We start from the raw sequence: 26,926 nt of genomic DNA, 5'->3' as shown, positions 1-26,926 counted from the left end.
TCGGCTCTACAGGGGCAGGTGTTACCCCACGCCGTGCAGGTGCTCGTACAGGATCGTCGCACCGATGATCACCAGGATCACGCCACCGATGATCTCGGCACGCTTGCCGACCATGCTGCCCAGCACGCGGCCGAGCATGATGCCGGCGGTGACCATGGTCAGCGTGCACAGGCCGATGACCGCGGCCATCACGCCGATATGCACGTCCATGAAGGCCAGGCCGATGCCTACCGCCATCGCGTCGATGCTGGTGGCGAAACCGGTCAACGCCAGCTTCCAGAAGCCATGGTGCTGGGAGGGGTCTTCGTTCTCGTCGGCACTTTCCGAGCGCAGGCCGTTGTAGATCATGTGGATGCCCAGTGCGCCGAGCAGGCCGAAGGCGATCCAGTGGTCGAAGGCTTCGACGTACTGCAGCGCGGCGCGGCCGAGCAGCCAGCCGATGATGGGCGTGATCGCCTCGATGACGCCGAAGATGATGCCGGCCCGCAGTGCATCGCGGAACACCGGCTTGCGCATGGCCGCACCCTTGCCGATCGCCGCAGCGAAGGCATCGGTGGACATGGCAAAGCCGATCAGGAGGATCGAAATGGGGGACATGGGCAGCTGCTGAGGTCGGGCTAGGACGGACGCACGGCCTGCGCTCGCGCCCAACCTGACGTTGCGCGCGCGGGCCGCTGGTCTCGCCAACCATCATGGTTGTCCACGCCACGGCGCACCGGCCGAGTATGTTGACGTGGACGATTCCTGCGAAGGAATCCGGCTACTCCCCAAGGGGACGCGAAGCTTAGCATCGCGATTCGCGCGTGGCGCATTTCCAGCGAAACGCGCAGGCAGGGCTGGTTTGTATAGCGATGGCTATATCAGCACCGTGCAGCGCGCGGAAGCCGAGCAAGGGCTCGGCGCTACAGAGGGCCCGCGCAACTGGATTTCTGTAGAGCCGAGCCCATGCTCGGCTGCTGTTCGGCCGAACCACGGAACACCATGCCTCGCGCAGGAGCCGAGCGTTGGCTCGGCTCTACACTTGCTATCAGGCATCGCTGTTGCCTGCATCGCGCAACGCGCCCAGGAAGGCGCGCAGCGAAGCCGGTTTGATCGGCTTGGTCAGCACGCGGTAGCCACGCTCGCGTGCCATCCGCTTCAGCTCATCGCGGCCATCGGCGGTCAACAACGCACCAGGCAGCGGGTAACCGGCGGCTTCACGCAGCGCCACCAGCGCATCCAGGCCGTCCATGCGGTCGTGCAGGTGGTAGTCCACCAGCATCACCTGCGGCCGCTCGGCCACTTTCTCCAGCGCCTGATCCACCGTCGATGCCGTAATCACCTGCACCTGCCAGCGGCCGAGCAACGCGCGCATGCCGTCGAGGATCTCTTCGTCGTTGTCCACGCACAGCACGCGCAGGGCCGCCAACGAATCGCTCCGCACCGGCGCGGCGACGGGCTGTACCGGCGCGGCCAGTTCGGTGTAGCCCGGTAGCGGCGCCACCCGCGGCAGAATGATCGAGAACATCGACCCTTTGCCGACCCGGCTGCGCGCATTGAGGCGATGATCGAGCAGGCGCGAGATGCGCTGGCAGATCGACAGGCCCAGGCCCAAGCCCTGCTCGCCCCAGTCGAAGGGCTGCTGGTAGCGGTGGAACTCGTCGAAGATCTGCCGCATGTGGTGCTCGGGAATACCGGGACCGGTATCCCACACCTGCAGCTCCACTTCGTCGCCGCGCTGGCGTACCGCCAGCACGATGCGCCCCTGCCGTGTGTAGCGCAGCGCGTTGGCCAGGAAGTTCTGCAGCACGCGGCGCAGCAGGCGGCGATCACTGCGCACCCATGCCGGTCGCGCGAACAGGTCCAGGCGCAGGCCACGACCGGCGGCGACCGGGGTGTACTGCGCAGCCAGTTCGCGCATCAGCGCGCTCACGTCGAACTCGCCGATCACCGGGTGCAGGCCACCGGCATCCAGCCGCGACACATCCAGCAGGCCATCGAGCAGCTCTTCGGCCGCGCGCAGCGATGCATCCACGCGCTCGGCCAGGTGCTTCTGCTCATCGCTCACGTGATCGCTGTCGCGCAGCGCGGAAGCGAACAGGCGTGCGGCGTTCAGTGGCTGCAGCACGTCATGGCTGATCGCCGCCAGGAAGCGGGTCTTCGACTGCTGCGCGACCTCGGCCTCATGCGAACGCTCGGCGACGCGCTGTTCCAGCGTTTCATTGGCTTCCAGCAGGGCCTTTTCCGCGTGCTTGTAGTCGGTGATGTCGTTGTAGCTGGTCACGTAACCGCCGCCGGGCAGCGCCTGCCCGCGCATCTCGATCACCTTGCCATCGCTGCGGGTGCGCTCGAACACATGTGGTGACCCTGCGCGCATGTAACCGATGCGGCGGTTGATCTGCACCTCGATATCGCCTTCGCCCAGCTCGCCGCGTTCGGCGTTGTAGCGGATCAGGTCGGCCACCGGGCGGCCCACGTAGAGCATGCCGTCGGGGTAGCCGAACATGTCCTGGTAGCGGCGGTTCCATGCGGTCAGGCGCATGTCCGGATCGACCACGCTGACCCCGGCGCTGATGTTCTCCAGCGTGGTCGACAGGATCTCGCGGTTGAAGCGCAGTTCCTGCCCGGCTTCGTCCAGCACCGCCACCACTTCACCCAGGTCCATGCCCGAACCACGCAACAGGCTGGTCAGCAGCAGGCGCGCCGAGGCCGCGCCGATCGAGGCCGCCAACAGGCGCTCGGTGAACTGTACCCAGGGGCGGTCCGCAGGCGCCGAAGATTGCAGCTCACGGCCCAGCGACTGTGCCTGCTCGAAGAACGAACGCCGCGCGTGGCGCTCGCCGACCACGCGCGAAGCCAGCGCCAGCAGATCGCCCACATGCACGTGACCCGGCCAACCACCCGCCACCGACGGGCGTTCGGCATACGGATCGAGGAAGGGTGCGGCACGCAGTCGCTCGTCGACGCCGGGCCGCCAGCGCGCGGACACCAGCATCATCGTCGCCGCATTGACCAGCAGTGACCAGAACGTGCCATGGGTCAGCGGATCCCAGCCGGTCATGCCGAACAGCTGCTGCGGGCGCAGCCACTCGATGCCGAACGGGCCGTGCTGCACCCAGCCGGCATCGACCCAGCCGGCCATGGTCATCGCCGGCAGCAGCAGGGTGTACAGCCAGGTGGTAAAGCCCAGCAGCATGCCCACCTCGACGCCGCGCCGGCTCGCGCCGCGCCAGTACAGGCCGCCGATCAGGCCCGGTGCGAACTGCGCCACCGCTGCGAACGCCATCAGGCCGTACGAGGCCAGCGTGCTGTCGTTGCTGCTGGTGCGGTAGTAGCTGTAGGCCATCAGCGCCAGCAGCAGGATCGCCAGGCGGCGGATCCACAGCACGCGCGAAGCGACGTCGGCCGCTTCCTGGTGGTCACCGCTCCGACGCAGCAGCACCGGCATCACCAGGTCGTTGCTGACCATGGTGGCCAGTGCGATCGAAGACACAATGACCATGCCGGTGGCCGCCGAGAAGCCGCCCACATAGGCGATCAGCGCCAGCGCATTGCGGCCTTCGGCCAGCGGTAGGGCCAGCACCATCGAATCGTCGGCGACGCTGCCGCCGGTGCCGAACAGGGTCACGCCGGCGGTGGCGATCGGCAACACCATGCCCGAGATCAGCACCAGGTAGCCACCGAACATCCAGCGCGCGCGGCGCACGTCACGCACGTCACCGCATTCGACCACGGCCACGTGGAACTGGCGCGGCAGGCAGATGATCGCGAGGAAACTGAGCAGGGTCTGCGAGATGAATCCCACCGGCGGCAGGCCGGTGAACAGCGTGTGCACCGACTCGACCACTGCGTCGCTGCGGTTGCTCAGCCACAGGTAGGCGAACACGCCCACGGCCAGCATCGCCAGCAACTTGATCACCGATTCGAAGGCGATCGCCAGCATCATGCCGTGGTGGTGCTCGGTGGCATCAACCTGGCGGGTACCGAACAGGGTGGCGAACAACGCCATCAGCAGCGCCACGTACAGCGCCGGATCAGTGAAGAAGCCGGTCGGGCCGGTGTTGCCGGTCAACACCTGCAGGCTCATCGCCACCGCTTTGTACTGCAGGGCCAGGTACGGAATGATGCCGATCAGCGCGATGATCGCCACCAGCGCCGCCAGCCGCCGCGAGCGGCCGAAGCGCGAGGAGATGAAATCGGCGATGGAGACTACGTTCTGGCTGCGCGCGATCAGCGCCAGGCGCTCGATGATGCGCCAGCCGAACAGCAGCAGCAGCAGCGGGCCGATGTAGATGGGCAGGTAGCCCACGCCGTTGCGCACGGCGGTGCCGACCGCGCCGTAGAAGGTCCACGACGAGCAGTACACGGCCAGCGCCAGGCTGTAGACCACCGGCCGCAGCCACGGCCGGTCGGGATACATCGGCCGACGGTCACCCCACCACGCCACGCCGAACAGCAGCGCGGCATAGGCAACCGAGACCAGCAGCAGGATCCAGCTGGAGACCACGCGCGCGTTTCCATCGGAAGAACCCGCAGTGTAGGCCAGGCGTGGCCGGGGGTGCGGGCGCGTTGGGGGCAACCACCCCCACCAAGGTGGGGGCCTACGCGGTGCGGGCCACGACCGTGGGTCGTGGCCGGCGTCTTACTGGGCCGGCACGCCCATTTCCTTCAGCAGCTCGGGCGCCGGGTAGACCTTGGCCAGCAGCCAGCGCAGGTAGCGCATGTCCACGTGCACGGCGCGCTTGTAGCGCGGGTCGAACCACCAGCTGGCGCTGACCGACTCCCAGTTGCTGTCGAAGTTCAGGCCGATCAGTTCGCCCTTGGCGTTGAGCACCGGCGAGCCGGAGTTGCCACCGGTGGTATCCAGGTTGGTCAGGAAGTTGACCGTCTGGGTCTTCAGCGCCGGGTCGGCGGTGCTGCCGAAGTCACCCTTGGCGATGGCGGCCAGCAACGGCTTGGGTGCATCGAACGGATAGGCGTTGGTGTTCTTCTCGACGATACCGGCCACAGTGGTCACCGGCGAGTAGGTCACGCCATCGCGCGGGTGCAGCGCCTCGACCTTGCCGTAGCTGATGCGCAGGGTGCGGTTGGCATCGGGATACACCGCGCGGCCCTGCTTGGCACGCCAGGCGAACAGCGCCTGCATGTACGCCGGACGCAGGCGCAGCTGCTCGCCTTCGCGGGTCTTGCTCTCGTTCTCGATGCGCAGCTGCGCGGCCACCAGCGGGCCGGCCACGGCGATCAGCGGATCGGCGGCCAGGGCCTTGCCTTCGCGTGCGGCGGCGAAGCGCGACAGGCGCTGCGCCTCGTCACCCAGCTGGGTGCCGGCATACAGGGTGTCCAGTGCCTTGGCCAGCTGCTGCGGGGTACGGCCGAAGGCCGCGTCGAACTCGGCCACGCGCTGCCCGTCCGGCAGCTGCTGGTAGCGGGTCAGCAGGGTGGTCAGCAGCGCCTTCTCGACCTCCGGCGCGTAACGGCGCTGGACCTGCTTGAGCACGCCTTCGATCATCGCCTGGTCGCGTTGCTGGAAACCGCTCTCACGCTGCGCGTCCGGCTTGGCCGATTCGATGCGCAGGCGTTCCAGCAGCAGTGCCGAACGCAGAAGCTGGCTCTGCGCGGCCATCTGGTCCAGCAGCAGGTCGCGCTCGCCCACCGCCGCGCCCTGCGACAGGTTGGCCAGCAGCGCCTTGATATCGCCCTGGTACTTGCGGTCGGTGGCAGCCAGCATCGCCGTTTCGTCGGCGGCACGCTGGGCCTTGGCGTCGCTGCGCAGCAAGCCTTCCAGCTCACCGGCGGCGCGCTTGCGGTTGTTCTTCAGCGACTGCAGCTGCGAGGCGTAGCGGGTGCGCGCCTGTGCGTCCTTGGCACTGGCGGCCTCGATGGTGTCGATCATCTGCTGGAACACCGACACGCGGCGCGGCAGCACGGTATCGATCTGACCGGCGAACTCGGCCGCGGTGCGGTGGCGGTAGGTGATGCCCGGGTAACCGGCCAGCATCGCGTAGTCGCCCTCCTTCGGGCCTTCCACCGATATCTGCAGGTGTGCCGGCGCCTGGTAGGGCACGTTGTCCTTGCTGTAGGCGGCCGGCTTGCCGTCCTTGCCCACGTAGGCGCGCAGCAAAGTGAAGTCGCCGGTGTGGCGCGGCCACATGAAGTTGTCGATCTCATCGCCGTAGTTGCCGATCGCACGCGGCGGCGCATACACCAGGCGCACGTCGCTCAGCTCCAGCTGGGCGATGCGGTAGAAGTCGGTGCCGTAGTACATGTTGGCCACCGAGCAGCGCACGCTGCCGTCCTTCTCGCACTCGGCCACGATCTGCTTGCTGGCCGCATCGACGGCATCGAAGTAGGCACGGCCGGTCTTGCCACGGGCCTGTGCCAGCACCTGGTCGGTCACCTTGTCGAAGCCGACGGTGACCAGCACGCGGAAGTCCGGGTTGGCCGGGCGCTCGTCGGCACGGTCCCTGGCGATGAAGCCGCCATTGATCAGGTCGTGCTCGGGCGAGCTGTTGTACTGGATCACGCCCATCGCCACGTGGTGGTTGGTCAGCAGCAGGCCGTCGGCAGACACGAACGAGCCGGTGCCACCACCGGCACGGACCACCGCGCTCAGCGGCGGCGCGGTGACATTGGCCAGGTCGGCCGGATTGCCCTTGAAGCCAGCGGCCTGCAGCGGCTTGGCCAGGTCCGGCAGCTGGGTCGGCATCCACATGCCTTCATCGGCGTGGGCACCGGCGGCCAGGGTCAGGCCCAGGGCCAGGGCGGTGGGAAGGGCTTTGCGTGGTGACATGAGGCAATCCGGTACGACAGAACAGCCCGGGACCATAGCCGCTGGGGACCGATGGGGCAACGGCCGATGGTTGGGGGCACGTACCTGTAGAGCCGAGCCCACGCTCGGCTGCTCTTCTGCCCGCCCCACCTTCCCACGCTGCGCGCGCAAGCCGAGCATGGCTCGGCTCTACAGGGATGCCACGGCGGATTATTTCTCCCGCCGCCAGTTGATCGAACCACGGTTTTCCACCGTGCTCGACTCCACTTCCACGTCGAAGCCACGACGCAGCAGGTACTTCAGCGTGATCACCGAACCGGCACCGACCAGCGACACGCCGTAGCCGACGTACAGCTTGGGCGAGATGTACTTGCCGACACCGATCACCGAGCCGCCCAGCGCGCGCGACTGGCTTACGCCGGCATCGTCCAGGCCCAGCTTGGCACCCAGCTGCGAGGCCAGCAGCCCGCTGCCCGCCGACAACGCAGCCGAGGCCGCGTTCACCTGCTGTGCCTGGTCGCTGCTGGCACCGGTCAGGCTGCGCCCCAGCACCAGGTAGGCCAGTGCTTCGGACTGCGACATCGCCGGATCGGACCACACGTCCGCACGCGGTTGCTGCGCACGCCCGGTCACGTCGATGCCGGCGGTGACATCACCGATCCGGCGCTCGGCGCGGATGTTGACGCGCGGGTCGGACACCGCGTTGTAGTTCCAGGTGAGGTTGCCACGGGTGATGGTCAGGTCCTGCCCGTACGCCTTGTAGCGACCACTTACTTCCAGGCCACCATTGGCGGTCATTTCGCGGCCAGGCTTGGCCCAGACCTGCATCTTGCCGGTCAGCGCGCCCTTCAGGCCGAAACCGGTCATCTTCACCTTGTCACCAAGGCTGACCACCAGGTCCATATCCAGCGGTGAAGTGCGCGACTCTTCCGGATCGGCCGGGTCCAGCACCACCACGTCTTCGGACACCGAGGTGCCGCGGTCAAGCCGCTCGATGTCGATGTCCGCTTCGGGCACGTGCACGGTGCCACGCAGCTCCATCGCCGCCTTGGCCAGGGTGAAGTCGAGGTTGGGATTGGCGACGATGCGCAGCTCGCTGGTGTTGGACAGCAGCACGTTCTCGCCATGGATCTTCAGCTGCAGCGGCTGTGCATCACCGAACCACGACAGGCCACCGTCGACATAGAGCGTGCCCTGACCCGAATTGGCCTGCGCAGTGATCTTGGCCGAACCATCGGGCTGGGCGACGAAGCTGCCCTTGCCCTGGTCAAAGGTCAGGCCCAGCGCCGGGAACTCGCCCTTGAAGTTGCTCAGCTGCGCATCACCGCCCAGCGACGGCTGGCCGCGCGTGCCGCGCAGGCTGACGTGGCCTTCGATCAGGCCGGTCGGGCGCACGATGTCCGGCGAGAACAGCTCCAGCCAGTACAGCCGTGACATGTTGAGGTAGAGCTCGCCGTTCAGCGGCGCACTCGCTTCCCAGCCGGTCTGCATCTTCGCGTCGACGAAGCCGTTGCCCTGGAAGCCCATGCCCAGATAGCCCTTGATGCTCGCCGGGGTCATGTCGAGCTTCAGCGAGAACTGGTCATAGCGCACCAGTTCGCCACGGGTGGTATCGCCCACGGTGTTGCGGTTCTCGCCCAGGCGCACGCCGCCTTCCTTCGAGCGCACTTCCACATGGCCTTCCCAGGCATTGCCGCGCGGGCGGATCTGGGCGTCCAGGCTGACATCGCCACGCAGATAGATGCGACGGCCGGACTGCGGCGGCAACCACGGCTGCACCAGCGCCAGCGGCAGCGCATCACTGCGCACCACCAGGCCCTCGCGCGGCCAGTTGGCCTGTGCACACAGCGCGCCGCTGCTGGCGGCGGCCAGGCAGGCTTCGGACAGCGTGTAGGTGCTGCCGTTGATCGCGAACGCCGCCGGTGCACGCAGCGACCAGGCATCGCCCTTCACCGGTGCGATGCGCAGCGCTGCCAGCTCGCCGCGCCACTGCGCGCCCTGCTGGCGGACGCTGCCCTGCAGCTCGATCGCGCCCATCTCGTTGCGGGTCTGCGCCGCCAGGCGCAGGTTGGACACACTGCCCTGCGCATCCACGTTCAAGCGTTCCAGCAGCATGCCGGCGTTGACCTGCTGGCCCTGGATCGCCAGCGTGCCACTGTCGCCGCGCCACGGCAGGTGGCCCTTGATGCTCACGCTCTCGGCGCCGTAGCCGTCCCAGTTGAGGTTGCTGCCGACCAGGTCGGCGGTGATGTCCGGCGCATCGCGCGGGCCCTTCACCTGTACCTGGCCACGCAGGCCGCCATCGGCGCCCGGCAGCAGATCGCTCAGCTGCAGCGGCTCGAAGCGCGCATCGATGTCGAGGCGATCACCGACCTTGCCCGAAGCGGTCACCCGGCTGCTGCCCAGCGACAGTTTCAGATTGCCCTCGCCCTGCGCGCCCTGCAGCGCGAACTTGCCCTGCGCGTCGAGATTGCGCTGGCGCAGCACACCCTTCAGCGACGGCAGATCGACGGTGGCTTCCAGCGTGCCGGCGGTACCCGGCGGCGCGTTTGCCGGCGGCGGCAGCTGGCGTCCCTTGGAGGCCAGGTTGCCGGACAGACGACCGTTCCAGCCCGGCACGAAATAGCCGGGGTCGAAATCTCTCAACGTGGCCTTGGCATCCCAGTCCAGCTGCGGTGCCCAGGCCACCTGGCCTTCCACCTGCAACTGGCCACCCGGCGTCTGCGCCTGCAGCTGGTGAATCGACGCGGCCTGATCGTTGCCGCGCACATCGAATTGCAGCTGCGCCTTCTGCGCCTCGCGCTCGACCTCGGCGCGGCCGATCGCCGCCCAGGCCTTCAGGGTACCGGCCAGACCGAAGCGTGCTTCCTTCAGGGTGACCGGCACCGGCGCGCTGCCGGCGGTGTTCGGATCGGGTGCCGGTACGTAGGTCAGATCATGGGCGACCACCGAGAAGTTGAGCTTCTGCTGGTCTTCCTGACTGAAATCGGCGGTGCCCTCCAGCCGGGCTTCGCCACCAAGGCCCTTCACCAGCAGCGGCGAGACCTTCAGTACCTGGTCCTGCAACGACACCACCGACGGTGCCAGCTCCAGTTCCTGATCGCCCTGCTTCACCTTGCCTCGCAGGTTGGCGTTGCCGCCCTTGCCGGCAGCGGTGAAGTCCAGCGCCAGCGGCGCGATCGCCGAGCTGGCCAATGCCGGCGACAACAGCGAAAGATCCAGTTCGTCACTGCGGATGCTGGCATTCCAGCTCGGATCGGTGCGGCCATCAAACACCAGCATGGCGTGCAGCGGCTTCGGCGCACGCCCGGCCACCGCCACTTCCATGTGCGACAGGTCACCGCGCGCGACCAGACCCACCGTGGCGGCGGTACGCCCACGCGGCGCTGGCAGCACCGCGGTGACGGTCACATCGGTGTCGTAGTCCTTGGCCGGGATGTAGCGGCCCTGGGCGGTGAAGTTGCCCATGTCGCTGTCCACCACCAGCTTGCGCGCCTGGAACTCACCATTGGCGATCTCGATGCCACCACGCACGCGGCTGATGTCGATCACAGGCTCGTTGGCCTGGCTGATGCGGAAGCCATCAATGGCGATGACGTCGGCCTGGATCGCCAACGGCATCTCGATCTGCGGCAGCGAATCGGGCCACGACGGCAGCTTGAACGGCTCGTCACTCTTGGCCAGGTTCAGCGTCGCGTTGGTCAGCTCCAGCTTGTCCAGCAGCAGCTTGCGACCCAGCAGCGGGCGCAGGTCCGGCTCCAGGTGCGCGCGCTCGGCGTGGAAATGGATGTCGTCGTAGCGGAAGTCGACGTTGTACAGCGTCAGCGGGCCGGCCACCGGGCCGTCCACCTTGTCCCAGGTGAAGCTGGCGCCCACCGGCAGCCGTGCGACCACCTGTGCCAGCAGCACATCACGGCCGGCCACGGTCTGCAGCAGCCAGTAGACCGCCAACAGGGCCAGCAGTACCAGGCCGATCACGCCGATGCCGGACCATGCCCAGAAGCGGCGGCGGCGATAGAAACGCACGCGCGGTGGCGGCGTGTTCGGGGTCGGTGCGGGCGTGCTCACAGGTCCGCTCCGATGTTCAGGTACAGCTGGAACTGCGAGTCCGGATTGTTCAGGCCGTGCGCCACGTCGATGCGCACCGGGCCCACCGGCGATTTCCAGCGCACGCCGAAGCCGACGCCGGTGTGCAGATCAATGGTGTTGTCGAAGGCGCTGCCGGTATCGACGAACACCGCCGCACCCCAGGGGCCGCCATTGAAATAATGCTCGTACTCGGCCGAGCCGATCACCAGGTTCTTGGCACCGAGCGCGTACTTGTCTGGCGCCGGGGTCCGCGGCCCCACCTCGCGGTAGGCATAGCCGCGGATGCTGCGGTCACCACCGGCGAAGTAGCGCAGGCTGGGCGGCATCGCCACCAGATCGCTGGTCCAGGTGGTGCCACCTTCGCCGCGCAGGATCAGGCGGTTGCTTTCACCCACCGGGATGTACCAGCGCAGCACGGCGTTGGCCTGCACGAAGCTGGTGTCCGAGCCGGCACCTTCAACGCCGGCACGCATCGTCGCCGTACCGCTGATGCCCTTGCGCGGGAACATCTCGTCATCGACGTTGACGTAGTCGGCAACCATCTGCGGGTAGACCAGCGTCGAGGTGTTGTACACCGCACTGGTGAACTCGGTGCCGGAGGCGTAGCGCCAGCGCTCGCGCAGCGCGTTGATGGAAGCGATCGCGGTCCAGTGCTCGTTGATCTCGCCGCTGCGGCTGGCAATCAGCTTGAAGTTGCGCAGGTCGATGTAGTCGGTCTGCTCGTCATAGGCGCTGGCGGCAAAGGTGTACCAGCCATCGAGCCAGTTGAACGCAGGAATGCGGTAGCTGGTGACCAGGCTCTTGCGCTTCTGCGCGTAGTCCAGCTGCGTGTTCATCTTGTGGCCGCGGTTGTTCAGGAACCGCCGCTCGATGCCGCCACGCACACCCGGGCCGCTCTCACTGCCGTAGCTCAGACCGGCGGTGTAGATGGTGCGTTTGGCGCGGGTCAGCTTCACGTCCACCGGCACGTCGCCGTTTTCGTCGGCCTGGTCCGGACGCGGCTGGATATCGATCACGCTGAAATAGTCCAGCTTGGTCAGCGACTGCCGCAGGCGATCCAGCTTGCCCTCGTGGTAGTAGCTGCCCTGGTCCCAGTACACCAGCGGATCGAACAGCTTGTCGACGAAGTAATCCTGCTCGAAGCGCACCGGGCCCATGTTGTAGCGGCGGCCACTGTCCCAGGTCAGGTCGATGTCGGCCGCATTGTCGGCGCGGGTGATCTGCACCTGGCGCTGGGTGTAGTCGGCGTCGAAGTAACCACGCTCGGCCAGGCGGCGGGTGATGGTGATCTTGCTGGCTTCGTACTGGGTATGCACGAAGCGCTGGCCCTTGCGCGGCTTGAACGCGGCCAGGTCGTCCTGCAGGTACTGGTCATACATCGCCGGGCCGGTGATATCGATGTGCTCGCGGCGCACGGTGACCGGGGTGCCCTTGTCAACGTGGATCAGCACGCGCACGTGCTCGTCCTCGCGCGGCGCCTCGACCTTGATCACCGGGTTGTAGTACCCGAACGGTTCCAGTGCCTGGCGGGTCTGCCGCTCGGCCTGTGACAGCAGGTATTCCAGGCGGGATTCGCCCTGTTCCTTGCCGATCGTGTCGTACAGCGACAGCGATTCCTGGATGTTCTCGATGATTGCGGCGTCGTCGCCCTTGTCCAATCCCTTGATGTCCACCTTGTCGATGGTGCCGCGCGCGTGGGCCACGGTGGTGGCGGCCAGCGACAGGACCATCAGCGGCAGGGCGTATTTCTTTGGCTGCATGCGGCACAGCATACCGACCGAAGGTGACGATGCGAAATGCATCACGTCATTGGGGATCGGTTGTTAAGTGGCGGTCAAAATACGCGCCGTTGTGGCGATCATCGTGATCGCAGCCGAGGATGCCGGCATCGTGCGCAATGCCGGCAATGACCCCGATGGACATCGCCTGCGATGTTCCGGTAGTGCCGGCCGCTGGCCGGCAACCCACAGATCGGTGGCAATGCCGGCCAGCGGCCGGCACTACCGATACCGGCGTCAGCTCGACAGATGCTCGATCGCCGCGACCTTGCCCAGGCGCTCACCCAGCATCGTCAGCAGCGCCAGGCGGTTGCCACGCAGCGCCGGATCTTCCGCATTGACCATCACGCCATCGAAGAAGGCATCAACCTGCGGGCGCAGGCGGGCCAGGCGGGCCAGCACCGCCACGTAGTCCTTGTGCTGCAGGCTGGCGCCGGTGTCGTCGATGGCCGCGGTGACCGCCTCAGCCAGCGCGCGCTCGGCATCTTCCTGCAGCAGTGCCGGGTCGATCTGGGCCGGAATGTCGCCTTCGGCCTTGCGCAGGATGTTGCGGATGCGCTTGTTGGCCGCAGCCAGTGCTTCGGCTTCCGGCAGCGCGGCGAAGGTGCCGATCGCATCCAGGCGGCGGTCGAAGTCGTACAGCGAGGCCGGCTTCAGCTCGGCCACGGCGTTGAAGTGCGTGGCCGGCACACCCTTGTCAGCGTAGTAGCCCTTCAGGCGGTCGAGGATGAAGTCGTACAGTTCGCCGATGTCGGCCTGCACGTTGCGCGCGGCCAGGCCGGCGTTGGCGCTGGCCAGCAGCGCGCGCAGGTCCAGCTCGAAGCCGCTTTCGATGATCGTGCGGGCCAGGCCCAGCGCGTTGCGGCGCAGGGCGAACGGGTCCTTGTTGCCGGTCGGCTTCAGGCCCGCGGCGAAACCGCCGGCCAGCGTGTCGACGCGTTCAGCAATGGCCAGCACCTTGCCCAGCGGCGAGAGCGCGATGTCATCGCCGCCGAAGCGCGGCTGGTAGGCCTCGTCGATGGCCAGCGCCACATCGGCCGATTCACCACCGGTCACAGCGTAGTGGCGACCCGCGATGCCCTGCAGTTCCGGGAATTCGTTGACCATGCGCGACTGCAGGTCGTTCTTGGCCAGCTCGGCGGCGCGCCTGGCCTGCGCCGGATCGGCGCCGACCTGCGGCGCGATCACTTCGGCCAGGGCGGCCACGCGCGCCACCTTGTCGGCCACGCTGCCCAGCTTGGCCTGGTAGGTCACCGTCTTCAGGCCCTCGCCCATCGATACCAGGCCCTGCTTCAGGTCCTCGTCGAAGAAGAACTTGGCATCGGCGAAGCGCGGGCGGATCACGCGCTCGTAGCCCTTGGCCACTTCGGCCACGTCCTTCGATTCGATGTTGGCGATGCCGATGAACTTCTCGGTCAGGGTGCCTGCGGCATCCAGCACCGGGAAGAACTTCTGGTTGATCTCCATCGTCTCGATCAACGCTTCCTGCGGCACGGCCAGGAACGCACGTTCGAAGCTGCACAGCACCGCCGACGGCCACTCGACCAGGTTCACCACCTGCTCCAGGTTGTCGTCGGTGATGCGGGCGCTGCCACCGGCCTTGGCCGCAGCGGCCTCGACCTCGGCGACGATGCGCGCGCGGCGCTCGCTCGGGTCGACCAGCACGAACGCGGCGCGCAGCGCTTCAACGTAGTCCTGCGGCTGCGCCAGCGACACGGCCTGGTCGTGGTGGAAGCGATGGCCACGGCTGACGCGGCCGGCCTGCAGGCCGAACATCTCGGCCTCGACCACGTTGGCGCCGTGCAGCAGCACCAGCCAGTGCGCCGGGCGCGCGAAGCCCCACGCGTGGTCACCCCAGCGCATCGGCTTGGGAATCGGCATCGCCGCAATCGCCTCGCGCAGGATCTCCGGCAGCAGGCTGGCGGTGGTCGCGCCCGGGGTCACCGCACGGTGCACGAAGCGCTCACCCTTGTTGTCGGTGGTCTTCTCCAGCGCGGTCCAGTCGATCCCGGCCTTGGCGGCGAAGCCTTGCAGGGCCTTGGTCGGCTGACCTTCGGCGTCCAGCGCGATGTTCAGGTACGGGCCCAGCACTTCGCTGTGCTGTTCCGGCTGTTCCAGGCCAACGCCCGGCAGCAGCACGGCCAGGCGGCGCGGGGTCGACAGCGGGCGTGCATCACCCAGTTCCATCGCGACACCGCGCTTGCGCAGGCCTTCGACGACACCGTCGAAGAACGCCTGGGCCAGGCCCGGCAGCGCCTTGACCGGCAGCTCCTCGGTGCCCAGTTCGATCAGCAGGGGGGACAGTTGGCTCATCGTTTCAATCCTGTGGTGGGGGCGCAGCGCGCGACGCGTCCGGCGCCCCGGAGTAAGGGGGGAGAGCGGCCCTCAGGCCTTCTTCGCGCCCGGGAAGCCCAGCTTCTCGCGCTGCTCGTAGTACGCCTTGGCCACCGCCTGGGCCAGCGCGCGCACGCGCAGGATGTAGCGCTGGCGCTCGGTCACGCTGATCGCGCGGCGCGCATCGAGCAGGTTGAAGGTGTGGCTGGCCTTCATCACCTGCTCGTAGGCCGGCAGCGGCAGGTTCACTTCCACCAGCTTCTGCGCTTCACGCTCGCAGGCGTCGAAACGGTGGAACATCTCTTCCACGTCGGCGTATTCGAAGTTGTAGGTGCTCTGCTCCACCTCGTTCTGGTGGTAGACGTCGCCGTAGGTCACCGGCTGGCCGTCAGGGCCGTAGGTCCAGATCAGGTCGTAGACGTTGTCGCAGTTCTGCAGGTACATGCACAGGCGCTCGAGACCATAGGTGATCTCGCCCAGCACCGGGCGGCACTCCAGGCCACCGGCCTGCTGGAAGTAGGTGAACTGGGTTACCTCCATGCCGTTGAGCCAGACTTCCCAGCCCAGGCCCCACGCGCCCAGCGTCGGCGATTCCCAGTTGTCCTCGACGAAGCGCAGGTCGTGCACCAGCGGGTCGATGCCCAGTGCCTTCAGCGAATCCAGGTACAGCTGCTGGATGTTGTCCGGCGCCGGCTTCATCGCCACCTGGTACTGGTAGTAGCGCTGCAGGCGGTTCGGGTTCTCGCCGTAGCGGCCATCAGTCGGGCGGCGCGACGGCTGCACGTAGGCCGCATTCCAGCTTTCCGGACCGATCGCACGCAGGAAGGTGGCCGGGTGGAAGGTACCGGCTCCCACCTCCAGGTCGAGCGGCTGGATGAGCACGCAGCCCTGCTGGGCCCAGAACTGGTTCAGGGTCTGGATCAGGCCCTGGAAGGTGATCGGAACGGTCGGGGTCGCGGACATGCGTACGAGTCTTGGCCGGCAAGGGGGTGCGTTAGTATAACGGCCGACCTGCGGGGCATTCCGTACCCGGGAGGAGCAGGCAGATGGAACATCGGCTGCCGGTCGGCACGCCCGGCGAAGCGGGCGGCGTCGCGCTGCCCTGGGGACGGTTGCAGTTCGAGCAGATTGCCGCAGCCGTGGTCGCCGATGGCCTGGTGGCCGAACAGGACCGCGAACGCATGCGGTTTTCCGCACAGGGCGCGCGCAACGCCAGCGAAGTGCACCCGCTGGTGCTGCTGTCCAACCTCAAGCTGGCCGCCAACGGCGGTGGCGAGCTGACCCTGGAACGTCTCACCGAATGGCTGGCGCAGCGTACCGGCAGCCGCTACCTGCGCATCGACCCGACCCGGGTCGACGTCGCTGCGGTGACCGCGCTGGTGTCCCACGCCTACGCGCGCCGCCACCGTTTCCTGCCGTTGGCGGTGGATGCCGAGCGCGTGCTGGTGGCCACCAGCGAGCCCCTGGTGCAGGAATGGCGCCGCGACCTGCAGCACCTGACCCGGCGCCGCATCGAGCTGGCGGTGGTCAACCCGCTGGACCTGCATCGCTACACCATGGAGTTCTACGGGGTGACCCGCTCGGTACGCGGCGCCCGTGGCGACGTGCGTGGCGAGGCCAACACCACCCTGCCCAGCTTCGAGCAGCTGGTGGAGCTGGGCCGCACCGGCGACGTCAACGCCGACGACCAGCACATCGTGCACATCGTCGACTGGCTACTGCAGTACGCCTATGAGCAACGCGCCTCGGACATCCACCTGGAACCGCGCCGCGAGATGGGGCGCATGCGCTTCCGCATCGACGGCGTGCTGCACAAGGTGTTCGAGGTGCCACCGGCGGTGATGACCGCCGTGGTCAGCCGTATCAAGGTGCTTGGCCGGATGGACCTGGCCGAGCGCCGGCGCCCGCAGGACGGCCGCATCAAGACCCGCTCGCCGGGCGGCCGCGAGGTCGAGATGCGCCTGTCGACCATGCCTACCGCATTCGGCGAGAAGTGCGTGATGCGCATCTTCGACCCCGATGCCGCCTTCAAGAGCATCGACCAGCTCGGTTTCAGCCCGCAGGAGGCGGCCGGCTGGAATGCGCTGGTCGAGCGCCCGCACGGCATCGTGCTGGTGACCGGGCCGACCGGCTCGGGCAAGACCACCACTCTGTATTCCACCCTGAAGCGCCTGGCCACGCCGGACGTGAACGTGTGCACGGTGGAGGACCCGATCGAGATGATCGCGCCCGAGTTCAACCAGATGCAGGTGCAGGCCAACATCGACCTGGACTTCGCCAGCGGCGTGCGCACCCTGCTGCGGCAGGACCCTGACATCATCATGATCGGCGAGATCCGCGACCTGGAAACCGCGCAGATGGCGGTGCAGGCCTCCCTGACCGGCCATCTGGTGCTGTCCACCCTGCATACCAACGACGCGCCCTCGGCGGTCACCCGCCTGCTCGACCTGGGCGTACCGCATTACCTGCTGGCCAGCACCCTCAACGGTATCCTCGCCCAGCGCCTGGTGCGCACGCTGTGCCCGCACTGCAAGCAGCCGCACAGCCTCGGCGCCGCCGATTGGGCGGTGCTGGCTGATAGCCATGGCGCATATCCAGATGCCGCCACGCCCTGTCGGCCGGTCGGATGCCTGGAGTGCCGGCGCACCGGATTCCTCGGCCGCATTGGCCTGTATGAGTTGCTGCCATTGGGTTCGCGGCTGCGCGGGCAGATCCGCGCCGACATGGATCTGGCCGGTTTCAGCCGTGCCGCACGGGCTGAAGGGCTGCGAACCCTGCGCCAGGCCGGGCTTGAAAAGGTGGCACAGGGGCTGACTACAATCGAGGAAGTCCTGTCAGTCCTGCCGCCCCCGGATGAATCCAGCCCCGTTCCTGATCGTTGAAACCGGCCGCCCGGTGCCGTCGCTGCGCCGCTACGGGCGCTTTCCGCACTGGATCCGCGTCGCCGCCGGGCTGGAAGAGCACGAGACGGTGGTGGTCGATGTCGAGCACGGCGACACCCTGCCTGATCCGCACGGCTTCGCCGGCGTGCTGGTGACCGGCTCAGCGGCGTTCGTCACCGACCACGCCGAATGGAGCGAGCGCAGCGCCGCATGGCTGCGCCAGACCGCCCACGCGGACCTGCCGGTGTTCGGCATCTGCTACGGCCACCAGCTGCTGGCGCACGCGCTGGGAGGCGAGGTGGCCTACAACCCGGCCGGCCGTGAGTCCGGCACGATCGAGCTGGAACTGCAGCCGCAGGCCGCGCAGGACCCGCTGTTCCAGGGCCTGCCGCAGCACTTCGCCGCTCACGCCACCCACCTGCAGACCGTGCTGCGCGCACCCGACGGCGCCCAAGTGCTGGCACGCTCACCGCTGGATGGCTGCCACGCCTTCCGCTGGGGCCGCCAGGCCTGGGGCGTGCAGTTCCATCCGGAGTTCGCCACCCACCACATGCGCGGCTACGTACGCGCCCGCGCCGACTGCATCGGTCGCCACGGCGGCTGCGCCCGCAGCATCGAGCGCGCGGTCAGCGCCGCACCGCTGGCCCGCCAGCTGTTGCGCCGCTTCGTCCGCCAGGCGCGGCTGTCTTCAGCCCAGCCGGTGGCAAAACAGGGATAATCGGCGGCACGGGCAGCCGCCCGGCCCCCTCCTGTCCTTCCCGGATGTCCATGAAAGAGATTCGCAAGCTGCCGGCTTCGGCGGGCGCCCAGTGGTTGCTGGATACGTTCTCGCTGTACCGGCGCGCGCCGCTTCAGCTGGCCCGGATCGGCCTGGCCTGGCTGCTGGTGAGCTGGGTGGTGACTCTGCTGTCGACGCTGATTCCCGGCGCTGCCGGCATGGCCGTGCAGCTGATGACCCTGGCCATCTCGCCGATCATGTTCGGCGGCATGTTGTACGCCGTGGGCGAGATCGACGAAGGCCGCCCGGGCCTGGCCTCGCACCTGCTGCAGCCGATCCGCGACCACCGCGTCAGCCACCTGCTGGTGCCGCTGGCGATCCAGGTGCTGGCGGTACTGCTGCTGGGCGCGCTGCTGTTCCTGATGATCGGCCGCGAGGGCTTCACCGCCTTCAGCGAGGTCATGACCAAGATGGAAGAGATCAGCCGCAGTGGCCAGCAGATCAAGCCGGACGATGCCGCCGCGCTGGTCGCCAACCTGCCGGCCAAGCGCATCGCGCTGTGGATGCTGCTGGTATTCCTGAGCGCGGTGGCGCTGTCGCTGGCAATGTTCACCCAGCCGGCGCTGGTGGTGTTCGACAAGCAGAGCGGCATGCACGCGCTGCGCCTGAGCCTGCAGGGCTGCATCGAGAACATCGGCGCGATGATCGTGTTCGCAGCGCTCGGCCTGATCGCTGCGTTCTGCATGTACATCCTGTTCGTGATCGTGATCCAGATCGCGATGCTGGTCGGCGGCCCGCTGGCTGCGGCCTTCATCGCCCAGCTGGTGCTGACCACGGTGCTGATGCCGCTGTATGTCGGCGCGGTCTACGCCGCGTGGAAGCAGATGTTCGTGCACCGCGGCAGCCGCGCAGCGCCTCCGATTCCGACCACGCCGACCTCGAGCGACGTGTTCCACGCCTGACGAAAAAGGGGACGGAGGGGATTAAGTCGTTAGCCGCACAGTGGCACAAACGACTTAATCCCCTCCGTCCCCTTTTTTCAGGCAGCGGGCTTCTTCACTACCGACGACGGCACCAGCCAGCGTGCGGCGTGGATGCCCAGCTCGTAGAGCAGGCACATCGGAATCGCCAGCATCAGCTGCGAGACCACGTCCGGCGGGGTGAGCACTGCGGCCAGCACGAAGATGCCGACGATCGCGTAACCGCGGCCTTCCTTGAACTGCTGCGGCGTCACCCAGCCCAGCAGCACCAGGATCACCATCGCCACCGGCAATTCGAAGCTGCCGCCAAAGGCGAAGAAGATCGCCAGCACGAAATCCAGGTAGGCATTCGCATCCGGGGTGATCGCGATCACGTCCGGGCTGAAGGTGGTGAGGAAGTGGAACACCGCCGGCAGCACCAGGAAGTAGGCAAAAGCGCAACCGATATAGAACAGCAGCACCGACGACACCAGCAACGGTACCGCCAGGCGTTTCTCACGCGCGTACAGACCTGGAGCGACAAAAGCCCACAACTGGTACAGCAGCCACGGCACCGCCACGAACAAGGCCACGAAGAAGGTCAGCTTCAGCGGCGCGAAGAAGGCACCCGCCGGATTGGTGGCGATCATCGTCTGCCCGTTGGGCAGCTGCGAGACCAGCGGTTCGGCCAATGCGTTGTAGAGCTTCTGGGTGAACGGCAGCAGCGCCAGCAGTACCACGCCCAAGCCCAGCAACGCGCGCACCAGGCGGCCGCGCAGTTCCACCAGATGTTCAACCAGCGAGCTTTCGCCGAAATCCTGTTCACTCATGGCTGGCGCTCCGTGCTCTGCGCCGGCGGCGGCGTACCGGCTTCAGCGGGCGCAGCGGAAACCGGCTCGGCGGCACCACCGTCCTGCGTCGGTTCAACCGCATCGGGCGCGGCACTCATGTGCGGCGGCAGATCGGCAGGCGCCGGTGAACGTACCTCCTGCGCCAGCGTATCGCCCTGCTGCTGCGCCTGCTGGGCTTCGCGACGGATCGCTTCACCGCTGGCACGCAGCTGGTTCTCGGTGTCCTGCATGCCCTGGCGCACGTCCTGCATCTGCCGCTTGATGTCCTCGGCCTGCAGTTCGCGTTCCAGTTCCTGTTTCACCGAATCCCACTGATTGCGGGCACGACGCACCCACAGGCCGGCGAAGCGGGCCGCCTTGGGCAGGCGCTCGGGACCGAGCACCACCAGGGCGACCACTGCAATCACCAGCAGTTCGCTGAAGCCGATATCAAACACCGCGACCGCTCCGGATCAGCGAGCGTTACGGTCGTGCTCGTCCTGCGCGGTGCGCGAGGCGTCCTGGCTGCGCGACTCATCGCCCAGCTGCGCGTTCGGCTTGTCTTCGTCGCGCATGCCCTTCTTGAATTCCTTGACCGCCGAACCGAGGTCCTTGGCGCCGCTGGTCAGGCGCTTGGTGCCGAACACCAGCAGGACGATGGCCAGCACGACCAACCAATGCCAGATGCTGAAACTGCCCATAAAGACGCTCGTTACGTTAGTGATCAGGCTGTCGAGCATAGCGCACCGGGTGTTAGCCGGCGCGCGTGACGAAAGTCAGTTTCCGCCCAGCGTTTCCGTGCGGATTTCGCCGTCGTTGACCGGCTGGAAGCCCTGCTGCTGCGGCGGCGGGGTCTGCGGCACGTTCTGCAGCGGCGCAGTGGTGGCTTCGGCGGGGGCGGCCGGCGCTGCCTGAACAGGCGCAGGAGCTGCCGCCGGGACCGGCGCCGGACGCGGCGCGTTGCCACCATTGCCGTTGCGGTTGTTGCGGGCGGCGTAGGTAGCCTCTTCCAGGCGATCGCGGAAGGCGACCACGTCCATCGACGGGGAACCGACGGCGCGACCTTCGAAGATCATGCGCGGCGTGGTGTTGCTGCCGTAGGCGTCCAGATTGGCGGCATCGTCGATCTGCAGCACCGCGCCATCCAGCGCGACGCCGGCGAACAGGCCGCGGGCGCGCGACCAGGACCAGATCTCGGCCTTCAGCTGGCCGTCGGTGGCAGCGGCGGCATTGCGGCCGACCGGGCCGGCGGCGACACCGGCATCGGCGCCCAGCGTGAACTTGCCGTTGACCAGATTGTCCAGGCTGCGGTCGTTGCGGAACACCAGCACCACGTCGGAAGACTGCACGCCGGCCTGGAAGCCGATGCTGCCGCCCGTGAGCTTCACGAATACCGGGTTGGACCAGGCGCCGTTGGGCATGCGCACCGACATCAGGCCGTGGCCACGACGTCCGCCAATGACCAGACCGGCCTTGATCGTATCGGGAATGACGATGACCGCGCGGCCTTCGTCGAGCAATTTATCCGGAATGCCCTGTTCAGGGATTTCCTGGATTTCAGCCAGCACGCGCACGGCATTGCGCGCACGCTGGTCTTCCTGCGGTCCGGCCATGGCCTGGCTGGACAGCAGGCTGGCGGCGATCAGCAGGGCTTGGATCGGGCGACGCATGGCAGGCTCCAGAAGTCAGTCCATAGGAAGATATAGCAAGTGACTGAAATTAGTAGTGTTGTCATGAATCGCCAATGAGCGCTCCCCGCTCACATAGATGCCCGCTATGCCTGCAATCCGAACCCTGCATCCCGGCGCGACACCGGATCGGCGACAATGCACCCCATGCTCGACGCACCCGATACCGCCGTGCTGGCGGTCAACCTAGGCACGCCCGAGACGCCGACGGCCCCCGCCGTACGCCGTTACCTGGCTGAATTCCTGTCCGACCGCCGCGTGGTCGCGATCCCGCCACTGCTGTGGCAGCCGCTGCTGCGCGGACTGATCCTGCCGCTGCGCAGCAGCCGTTCAGCGGCCAAGTACGCCCAGGTCTGGCTACCGGAAGGGTCTCCGCTGATGGTGCATACGCGCCAGCTGGCCCAAGCCATGCAAGCGCTGTTGCCGACCCTGAAGGTTCGCCATGCAATGCGCTATGGCGAACCGGCGCTGGCCAGCGAGCTCGACCGCCTGGCGGCCGACGGTGCGCGCCGCATCGTGGTACTGCCGCTGTATCCGCAGTACTCCACCACCACCACCGCCTCGGTCGAAGATCGCGTCGATGCCTGGCAGCGCCGCAATCCGGGCGTGACGGTGAGCCTGGTGCGCGACTATTCGGTCGATCCGGGCTGGGTCGACGCCGTTGCCGGCTCGATCCGCCGCTACTGGGAACAGCACGGTCGCGGCCAGAAACTGATGTTCTCCTTCCACGGCATCCCGCAGCGCCTGGCCGATGCCGGCGATCCGTATCCGCAGCGCTGCGAGGCCAGTGCGCAGGCCATCGCCAAGGCACTGGGCCTGGGTAGGGACGAGTGGCAGATGGGTTACCAGTCGCGTTTCGGCCGCGAGCGCTGGCTGCAGCCGTATGCCGAGCCCAGCCTGTGGGCGCTGGCCGAATCCGGCGTGAAGCAGATCGACGTGGTGTGCCCCGGCTTCGCCACCGATTGCCTGGAGACGCTGGAAGAGGTCGCCATGGGCTTCACCGAAACGCTGGCCGAGCGCGGCGCGACGATGCGCTACATCCCCTGCCTCAACGCCGAGCCGGAACACGCTCGCGCCCTGGCGCGGCTGGCCGTGGCCTCGCTGGCGTGAGTCTGCAACCGTTTGAACTGGAGGTCGGTGGCGCGCGCGTCGCCGGCCTGCGCAATCACGGCGATGGCCCGCGCGTGCTGGCCCTGCACGGCTGGCTCGACAACGCGGCCAGCTTCGTGCCGCTGGCGCCGCATCTGTCGTCGCTGCAATTGGTGGCGATCGACCTGCCCGGCCATGGCCACAGCGCACACCTGCCGGCCGGTGCCAGCTACACCACGGCCGCCGCGATCTGCCACGTGCTCGATGTGGCCGATGCGCTGGGCTGGGACCGTTTCAGCCTGCTCGGCCATTCGATGGGCGCCGGCATCGCCAGCCTCACCGCCTCGGTCAGCGAGCGTGTCGAACGGCTGGTGGCGATCGAAGCACTCGGCGGCCTGCGTGGTCCTGAAGAAGAGACCGCCAACCGCCTGCGCGAGCATGTGAATGCCACGCGTGGGCTGGCGCGCAAGCAGCTGCGCGTGTTCCCCGACCTCGCCGCGCCGATCCGCGCGCGGATGATGACCAACCAGCTCAGCGAGCGCTGTGCACGGCTGCTGGTCGAGCGCGGCGTGGAGCCGGTCGAAGGCGGCTACCGCTGGTGCAGCGACCCGCGCCTGATGCTGCCCACTGCGATCCGCCTCAGCGAAGGCCAGATCGACAACCTGCTGCAGGCCATCGCCTGCCCGACGCAGGTGATCTATGCCACGCCGGCACAGTCGTACTATCCCGAACCGATGCGCAGCGATCGCCTGCGGCATCTGCGCGATGGCCGTCTTGCGGTGTTTGCCGGCAACCATCACCTGCACATGGAAGATCCGGAACAGATCGCAGACGTGATCCTGCGCTTCTTCAACAACGACAACGCGGACTGAGCGAAGGCACCGGCGCGCTTCACTCCGCGCGTTTGCGGCCGATACATCAGTTGCGGGCCCCTGCGTCCGCAGCACGCAGGTCCGGTCGGGCCTGCGGCGTGTGTCTGGTTCTGCAAGGAAGTCCGCATGCCCGCTCTGCTGCACCGTCACCCACAGGATGTGGCCACGGTGTCCCGTCTCCGCGTCGCTGATCGCGTCGCATTCCCTGAATTCCCGGCTCGCGCCCTGGTCACGCACTCCTGCGTGCGCCGCGGCGTGGCCGTTGTCGTTTGCTGATCCAGGAGTCGCCGATGTCCGTTGCATCCTCCCGCCCCCCCGATACCGCCCGCCTGCCGCATCTGCAGCAGCTCGCCCGACACGCTGACCGCCGCCTGCTGATCGGCAGCGCGGCACTGGCCCTGGCTGGCCTGGTGCTGGCCCTGCGTGGTCCGCAGGTGCAGGCCGCCGCGTTGGCGTCCGTCGCCGTGCTGCCAGCCGCCTGGTTGGGCGGACTGCAGGCAGGCCGGGCCGTCGCCCGCAACGGTCTGGCACTGCTGTTGTCGCTGCAGCTGGCCGTGTTGTGCGCGATCGTCGGCCTGTCACCGGCCTTGCCGATTGCGCTGTTGCTGGGCGTGCTGCTGGGGCACCGCGATCGCCTTCCGGTGTGGCTGGCCGGTGGCGTCGGTACGCTCGCCCTGCTGGTACCGTTGCAGGGCGATGCCGCGCTGTGGCCAACGGTGCTGCAGGCCGGCATGTTCGCAGCCCTGACCCTGTTCCTCGGCCAGGTCGCACTGCGCCTTCGGCAGCAGACCGAGGCCCTGGGTCACGGCCCGCGTCGGCTTGCTGCGCTGGCACGCGATATCGCCACCGGTGCCGATCTTGGCGCGCATGCCGATACCGGCGCCTATGCGCCGGGTTCACTGGCCCACGCCCTGGCCGACACTGCACGCCACGTGCAGGCCCAGCGTCGACGCGAGGCCGCGTCACATGCCGAGAACGCGCAGATCCGCCAGGCGCTGGATGCCTCGCGCACCGCGATGATGATCGCCGACAACGACCATGTGATCCGCTATGTGAACCGCTCGGTGGTGGCACTGCTGCGCAACCAGCAGGCGACGTTGCGACAGGCCTTCCCCGATTTCGACGCCGAGCGCCTGGTCGGCAGCAGCATCCATCGCTTCCACGCCAACCCGGACCGCATCCGCGCGATCCTCAACGGTCTGCAGGTCACGCACAACGGCAAGGTGCAGATCGGCCCGGTGCATTTCGCGCAGGTGGTCACCCCGGTGTTCGACGCGCAGGGCGTGCGCCTGGGCTTCGCCGTGGAGTGGCATGACCGCACCCATGAGCTCGCGCTGGAGAACGCCGTGGCCGGCATCGTCGCAGCGGCAGCGGCCGGTGACCTCGACCAGCGCCTGCAGGCCACTGAAGGTGCCAGCTTCCTCGATGGGCTGACCGGTGGCATCAACCAGCTGCTCGATACGCTCGGCAGCACCGTCAACGACGTGCGGCAGATGCTCTCGGCACTGGCCAACGGCGATCTGGACCGACGCATGCGCGGGGAGTATCACGGCGCCTTCGCTGCCATCCAGCGCGATGCCAATGCCACGGCCGGGCAGTTGGCACGCATGGTCGGTCGCATCCAGGAATGTGCGGCGTCGATCAGTACCGCCGCCAGCGAGATTGCCGCCGGCAACGGCGCGTTGTCCGAGCGCAGCGAGCGCCAGGCGGCGCACCTGCAGGAGACCGCAGCATCGATGGAGGAACTGACCGCCACCGTGCGCCAGAACGCCGCCCATGCGCGTGAGGCCAGTGCATTGGCGGCCTCCACGCAGAGCGCTGCCAGTGACGGCAATACGGCCATGCAGCGGGTGGTCGATACCATGCAGGCCATCGAAGGCGCCTCGAAGCGGATCGGCGACATCACCGGCGTCATCGATGGCATTGCCTTCCAGACCAATATCCTGGCGTTGAACGCAGCGGTGGAGGCGGCGCGCGCCGGCGAGCAGGGCCGAGGCTTTGCCGTGGTGGCCAGCGAAGTACGCGTGCTGGCACAGCGTTCGGCGGCGGCCGCACAGGAGATCAAGAAGCTGATCGACGAAGCAGGCCGGCAGGTGGGTGAAGGTGCCCAGCTGGTGGCCGACGCCGGCCAGCGCATCCAGGGCATTGTCGGCGGCGTGGAGGATGTCAGCCACCTGATGCGCGAGATTTCTGCAGCGTCGCAGGAGCAGTCGATCGGTATCGAGCAGATCAACCAGACCGTGGTGCAGATGGATCAGGCCACGCAGCAGAACGCGGCGCTGGTGGAAGAAGCCACCGCTGCCGCACGTGAGCTGCAGTCGCAGGCGGGGACGCTGACCGAAGCAGTCTCGGTATTCCGCCAGCAGGAACCGCACGAGGTCTCGCAGGCCGCCTGACCCGGGCCTTTCATTCGAGTCTGATCAGGACGGCGCCCGCAGGGCGCCGTCTTTTTATGCGTGATCTGCGTGATGGGTCACGCAGAGAGCATCCCTGCACGGCGCGGATCTACGGGTAGTGCCGGCCGCTGGCCGGCAAACGATGGGTAGCTGCCAACCTTGGTTGGCGCCTGGGTCCCGCCCTGAGAGCATCCACGCATCGCCTGGATCTACCCGGCAAACGATCGCCGTGCGGGCCTGCTGTTGGTAGTGGCCACGCTTGGTTTGCGCCGTGGCTACTCGCAGGGGGCATCCACGCATGGCGTGGATCTACCGGCCGATGTAATGCCATCGGGTGACCGGCCCGCGGCCGGCGCTATCCGCATTTCCTGCGCACAAAGAAAAACCCCGCTGCGTGAGCAGCGGGGTTTTGGGTGTAAACCCTGGCGATGACCTACTCTCGCATGGCTTGAGCCACACTACCATCGGCGCAGCTGCGTTTCACTTCCGAGTTCGGGATGGGATCGGGTGGTTCCACAGCGCTAATTTCACCAGGGAGGCTTT

At 67.5% G+C, this 26,926-nt stretch carries 17 protein-coding genes, 1 rRNA gene and 1 riboswitch; of the genes, 6 read left to right on the top strand and 12 right to left on the bottom strand.

Annotated elements, in window-relative coordinates:
* Positions 1–21: 21 nt before the first annotated feature.
* The 7 genes from HLA98_RS04385 to glyQ all read right to left on the bottom strand — a co-directional run bounded on the left by HLA98_RS04385 (position 22) and on the right by glyQ (position 15,912).
* Positions 22–597 (bottom strand): manganese efflux pump MntP, encoded by a 576-nt coding sequence (locus HLA98_RS04385; protein WP_057500919.1) that lies wholly within the window; start codon positions 595–597, stop codon positions 22–24.
* A gap of 88 nt (positions 598–685) precedes the next feature.
* A riboswitch (yybP-ykoY riboswitch) is annotated at positions 686–775 on the bottom strand.
* A 252-nt stretch (positions 776–1,027) separates the two neighbouring features.
* Positions 1,028–4,486 (bottom strand): hybrid sensor histidine kinase/response regulator, encoded by a 3,459-nt coding sequence (locus HLA98_RS04380; protein WP_129550612.1) that lies wholly within the window; start codon positions 4,484–4,486, stop codon positions 1,028–1,030.
* Positions 4,487–4,621: 135 nt separating this feature from the next.
* Entirely contained in the window at positions 4,622–6,769 is a 2,148-nt protein-coding gene (locus HLA98_RS04375) for a S46 family peptidase (RefSeq protein WP_057499365.1), read from the bottom strand.
* A 189-nt stretch (positions 6,770–6,958) separates the two neighbouring features.
* Entirely contained in the window at positions 6,959–10,816 is a 3,858-nt protein-coding gene (locus HLA98_RS04370; protein WP_057499366.1) for a translocation/assembly module TamB domain-containing protein, read from the bottom strand.
* Complete coding sequence (locus tag HLA98_RS04365) at positions 10,813–12,609, bottom strand: autotransporter assembly complex protein TamA (RefSeq protein WP_080392815.1); 1,797 nt, start codon at positions 12,607–12,609, stop codon at positions 10,813–10,815. The genes HLA98_RS04370 and HLA98_RS04365 overlap by 4 nt, the downstream gene beginning before the upstream one ends.
* Before the next feature lie 243 nt (positions 12,610–12,852).
* Entirely contained in the window at positions 12,853–14,928 is a 2,076-nt protein-coding gene (gene glyS / locus HLA98_RS04360) for a glycine--tRNA ligase subunit beta (protein ID WP_057499367.1), read from the bottom strand.
* Between the two features lie 72 nt (positions 14,929–15,000).
* Positions 15,001–15,912, bottom strand: coding sequence for a glycine--tRNA ligase subunit alpha (glyQ, locus tag HLA98_RS04355; protein ID WP_057499368.1), 912 nt, complete (start codon positions 15,910–15,912; stop codon positions 15,001–15,003).
* Positions 15,913–15,995: 83 nt separating this feature from the next.
* Between glyQ and HLA98_RS04350 the strand changes: the two genes are divergently transcribed.
* The 3 genes from HLA98_RS04350 to HLA98_RS04340 are packed head-to-tail and all read left to right on the top strand — an operon-like array spanning position 15,996 to position 19,511.
* Complete coding sequence (locus HLA98_RS04350) at positions 15,996–17,831, top strand: GspE/PulE family protein (RefSeq protein WP_057499369.1); 1,836 nt, start codon at positions 15,996–15,998, stop codon at positions 17,829–17,831.
* Entirely contained in the window at positions 17,803–18,549 is a 747-nt protein-coding gene (locus tag HLA98_RS04345) for a glutamine amidotransferase (protein ID WP_057499370.1), read from the top strand. Before HLA98_RS04350 ends, HLA98_RS04345 begins: the two co-directional genes overlap by 29 nt.
* Positions 18,550–18,599: 50 nt before the next feature.
* The gene (locus HLA98_RS04340; protein ID WP_057499371.1) at positions 18,600–19,511 is read left to right on the top strand and encodes a BPSS1780 family membrane protein; all 912 of its coding nucleotides are present in this window, start codon (positions 18,600–18,602) and stop codon (positions 19,509–19,511) included.
* Positions 19,512–19,588: 77 nt separating this feature from the next.
* Here HLA98_RS04340 and tatC read toward each other — a convergent pair whose 3' ends face one another.
* The 4 genes from tatC to HLA98_RS04320 all read right to left on the bottom strand — a co-directional run bounded on the left by tatC (position 19,589) and on the right by HLA98_RS04320 (position 22,008).
* Positions 19,589–20,338, bottom strand: coding sequence for a twin-arginine translocase subunit TatC (gene tatC / locus HLA98_RS04335; protein WP_049403616.1), 750 nt, complete (start codon positions 20,336–20,338; stop codon positions 19,589–19,591).
* Positions 20,335–20,796, bottom strand: a complete 462-nt coding sequence (gene tatB, locus HLA98_RS04330) for a Sec-independent protein translocase protein TatB (protein ID WP_057499372.1) — start codon at positions 20,794–20,796, stop codon at positions 20,335–20,337. Before tatB ends, tatC begins: the two co-directional genes overlap by 4 nt.
* Positions 20,797–20,811: 15 nt before the next feature.
* A complete protein-coding gene (gene tatA / locus HLA98_RS04325; protein ID WP_005420453.1) occupies positions 20,812–21,039 on the bottom strand; it encodes a Sec-independent protein translocase subunit TatA in 228 nt (75 codons plus the stop codon).
* A gap of 75 nt (positions 21,040–21,114) precedes the next feature.
* Positions 21,115–22,008, bottom strand: a complete 894-nt coding sequence (locus tag HLA98_RS04320) for a lipid-binding SYLF domain-containing protein (protein WP_057499373.1) — start codon at positions 22,006–22,008, stop codon at positions 21,115–21,117.
* A 165-nt stretch (positions 22,009–22,173) separates the two neighbouring features.
* Between HLA98_RS04320 and hemH the strand changes: the two genes are divergently transcribed.
* The 3 genes from hemH to HLA98_RS04305 all read left to right on the top strand — a co-directional run bounded on the left by hemH (position 22,174) and on the right by HLA98_RS04305 (position 26,383).
* Positions 22,174–23,136: a ferrochelatase gene (hemH, locus tag HLA98_RS04315; protein WP_057499374.1), complete on the top strand. Its 963-nt coding sequence runs from the start codon at positions 22,174–22,176 to the stop codon at positions 23,134–23,136.
* The gene (locus tag HLA98_RS04310) at positions 23,133–23,987 is read left to right on the top strand and encodes an alpha/beta fold hydrolase (RefSeq protein WP_057499375.1); all 855 of its coding nucleotides are present in this window, start codon (positions 23,133–23,135) and stop codon (positions 23,985–23,987) included. The genes hemH and HLA98_RS04310 overlap by 4 nt, the downstream gene beginning before the upstream one ends.
* A gap of 290 nt (positions 23,988–24,277) precedes the next feature.
* Positions 24,278–26,383: a methyl-accepting chemotaxis protein gene (locus HLA98_RS04305; protein ID WP_057499376.1), complete on the top strand. Its 2,106-nt coding sequence runs from the start codon at positions 24,278–24,280 to the stop codon at positions 26,381–26,383.
* 420 nt (positions 26,384–26,803) lie between these two features.
* Here the strand turns inward: HLA98_RS04305 and rrf are convergent.
* A 5S ribosomal RNA gene (rrf, locus tag HLA98_RS04300) occupies positions 26,804–26,918 on the bottom strand.
* Positions 26,919–26,926: the final 8 nt, after the last annotated feature.

The organism is Stenotrophomonas africana, assembly GCF_013004645.1.
GTDB lineage: Bacteria > Pseudomonadota > Gammaproteobacteria > Xanthomonadales > Xanthomonadaceae > Stenotrophomonas > Stenotrophomonas africana.
The sequence above is the reverse complement of the archived record's forward strand: the minus strand, read 5'-3'. Positions and strand labels throughout refer to the sequence as shown.

Excerpts from the sequence above, each read along its gene's own strand:
- HLA98_RS04385 (WP_057500919.1), bottom strand. The coding sequence starts at position 597 with ATGTCCCCCATTTCGATCCTCCTGATCGGCTTTGCCATGTCCACCGAT.
- HLA98_RS04375 (WP_057499365.1), bottom strand. The coding sequence starts at position 6,769 with ATGTCACCACGCAAAGCCCTTCCCACCGCCCTGGCCCTGGGCCTGACC.
- HLA98_RS04365 (WP_080392815.1), bottom strand. The coding sequence starts at position 12,609 with ATGCTGTGCCGCATGCAGCCAAAGAAATACGCCCTGCCGCTGATGGTC.
- glyS (WP_057499367.1), bottom strand. The coding sequence starts at position 14,928 with ATGAGCCAACTGTCCCCCCTGCTGATCGAACTGGGCACCGAGGAGCTG.
- glyQ (WP_057499368.1), bottom strand. The coding sequence starts at position 15,912 with ATGTCCGCGACCCCGACCGTTCCGATCACCTTCCAGGGCCTGATCCAG.
- HLA98_RS04350 (WP_057499369.1), top strand. The coding sequence starts at position 15,996 with ATGGAACATCGGCTGCCGGTCGGCACGCCCGGCGAAGCGGGCGGCGTC.
- HLA98_RS04345 (WP_057499370.1), top strand. The coding sequence starts at position 17,803 with ATGAATCCAGCCCCGTTCCTGATCGTTGAAACCGGCCGCCCGGTGCCG.
- HLA98_RS04340 (WP_057499371.1), top strand. The coding sequence starts at position 18,600 with ATGAAAGAGATTCGCAAGCTGCCGGCTTCGGCGGGCGCCCAGTGGTTG.
- tatC (WP_049403616.1), bottom strand. The coding sequence starts at position 20,338 with ATGAGTGAACAGGATTTCGGCGAAAGCTCGCTGGTTGAACATCTGGTG.
- tatA (WP_005420453.1), bottom strand. The coding sequence starts at position 21,039 with ATGGGCAGTTTCAGCATCTGGCATTGGTTGGTCGTGCTGGCCATCGTC.
- HLA98_RS04320 (WP_057499373.1), bottom strand. The coding sequence starts at position 22,008 with ATGCGTCGCCCGATCCAAGCCCTGCTGATCGCCGCCAGCCTGCTGTCC.
- hemH (WP_057499374.1), top strand. The coding sequence starts at position 22,174 with ATGCTCGACGCACCCGATACCGCCGTGCTGGCGGTCAACCTAGGCACG.
- HLA98_RS04305 (WP_057499376.1), top strand. The coding sequence starts at position 24,278 with ATGTCCGTTGCATCCTCCCGCCCCCCCGATACCGCCCGCCTGCCGCAT.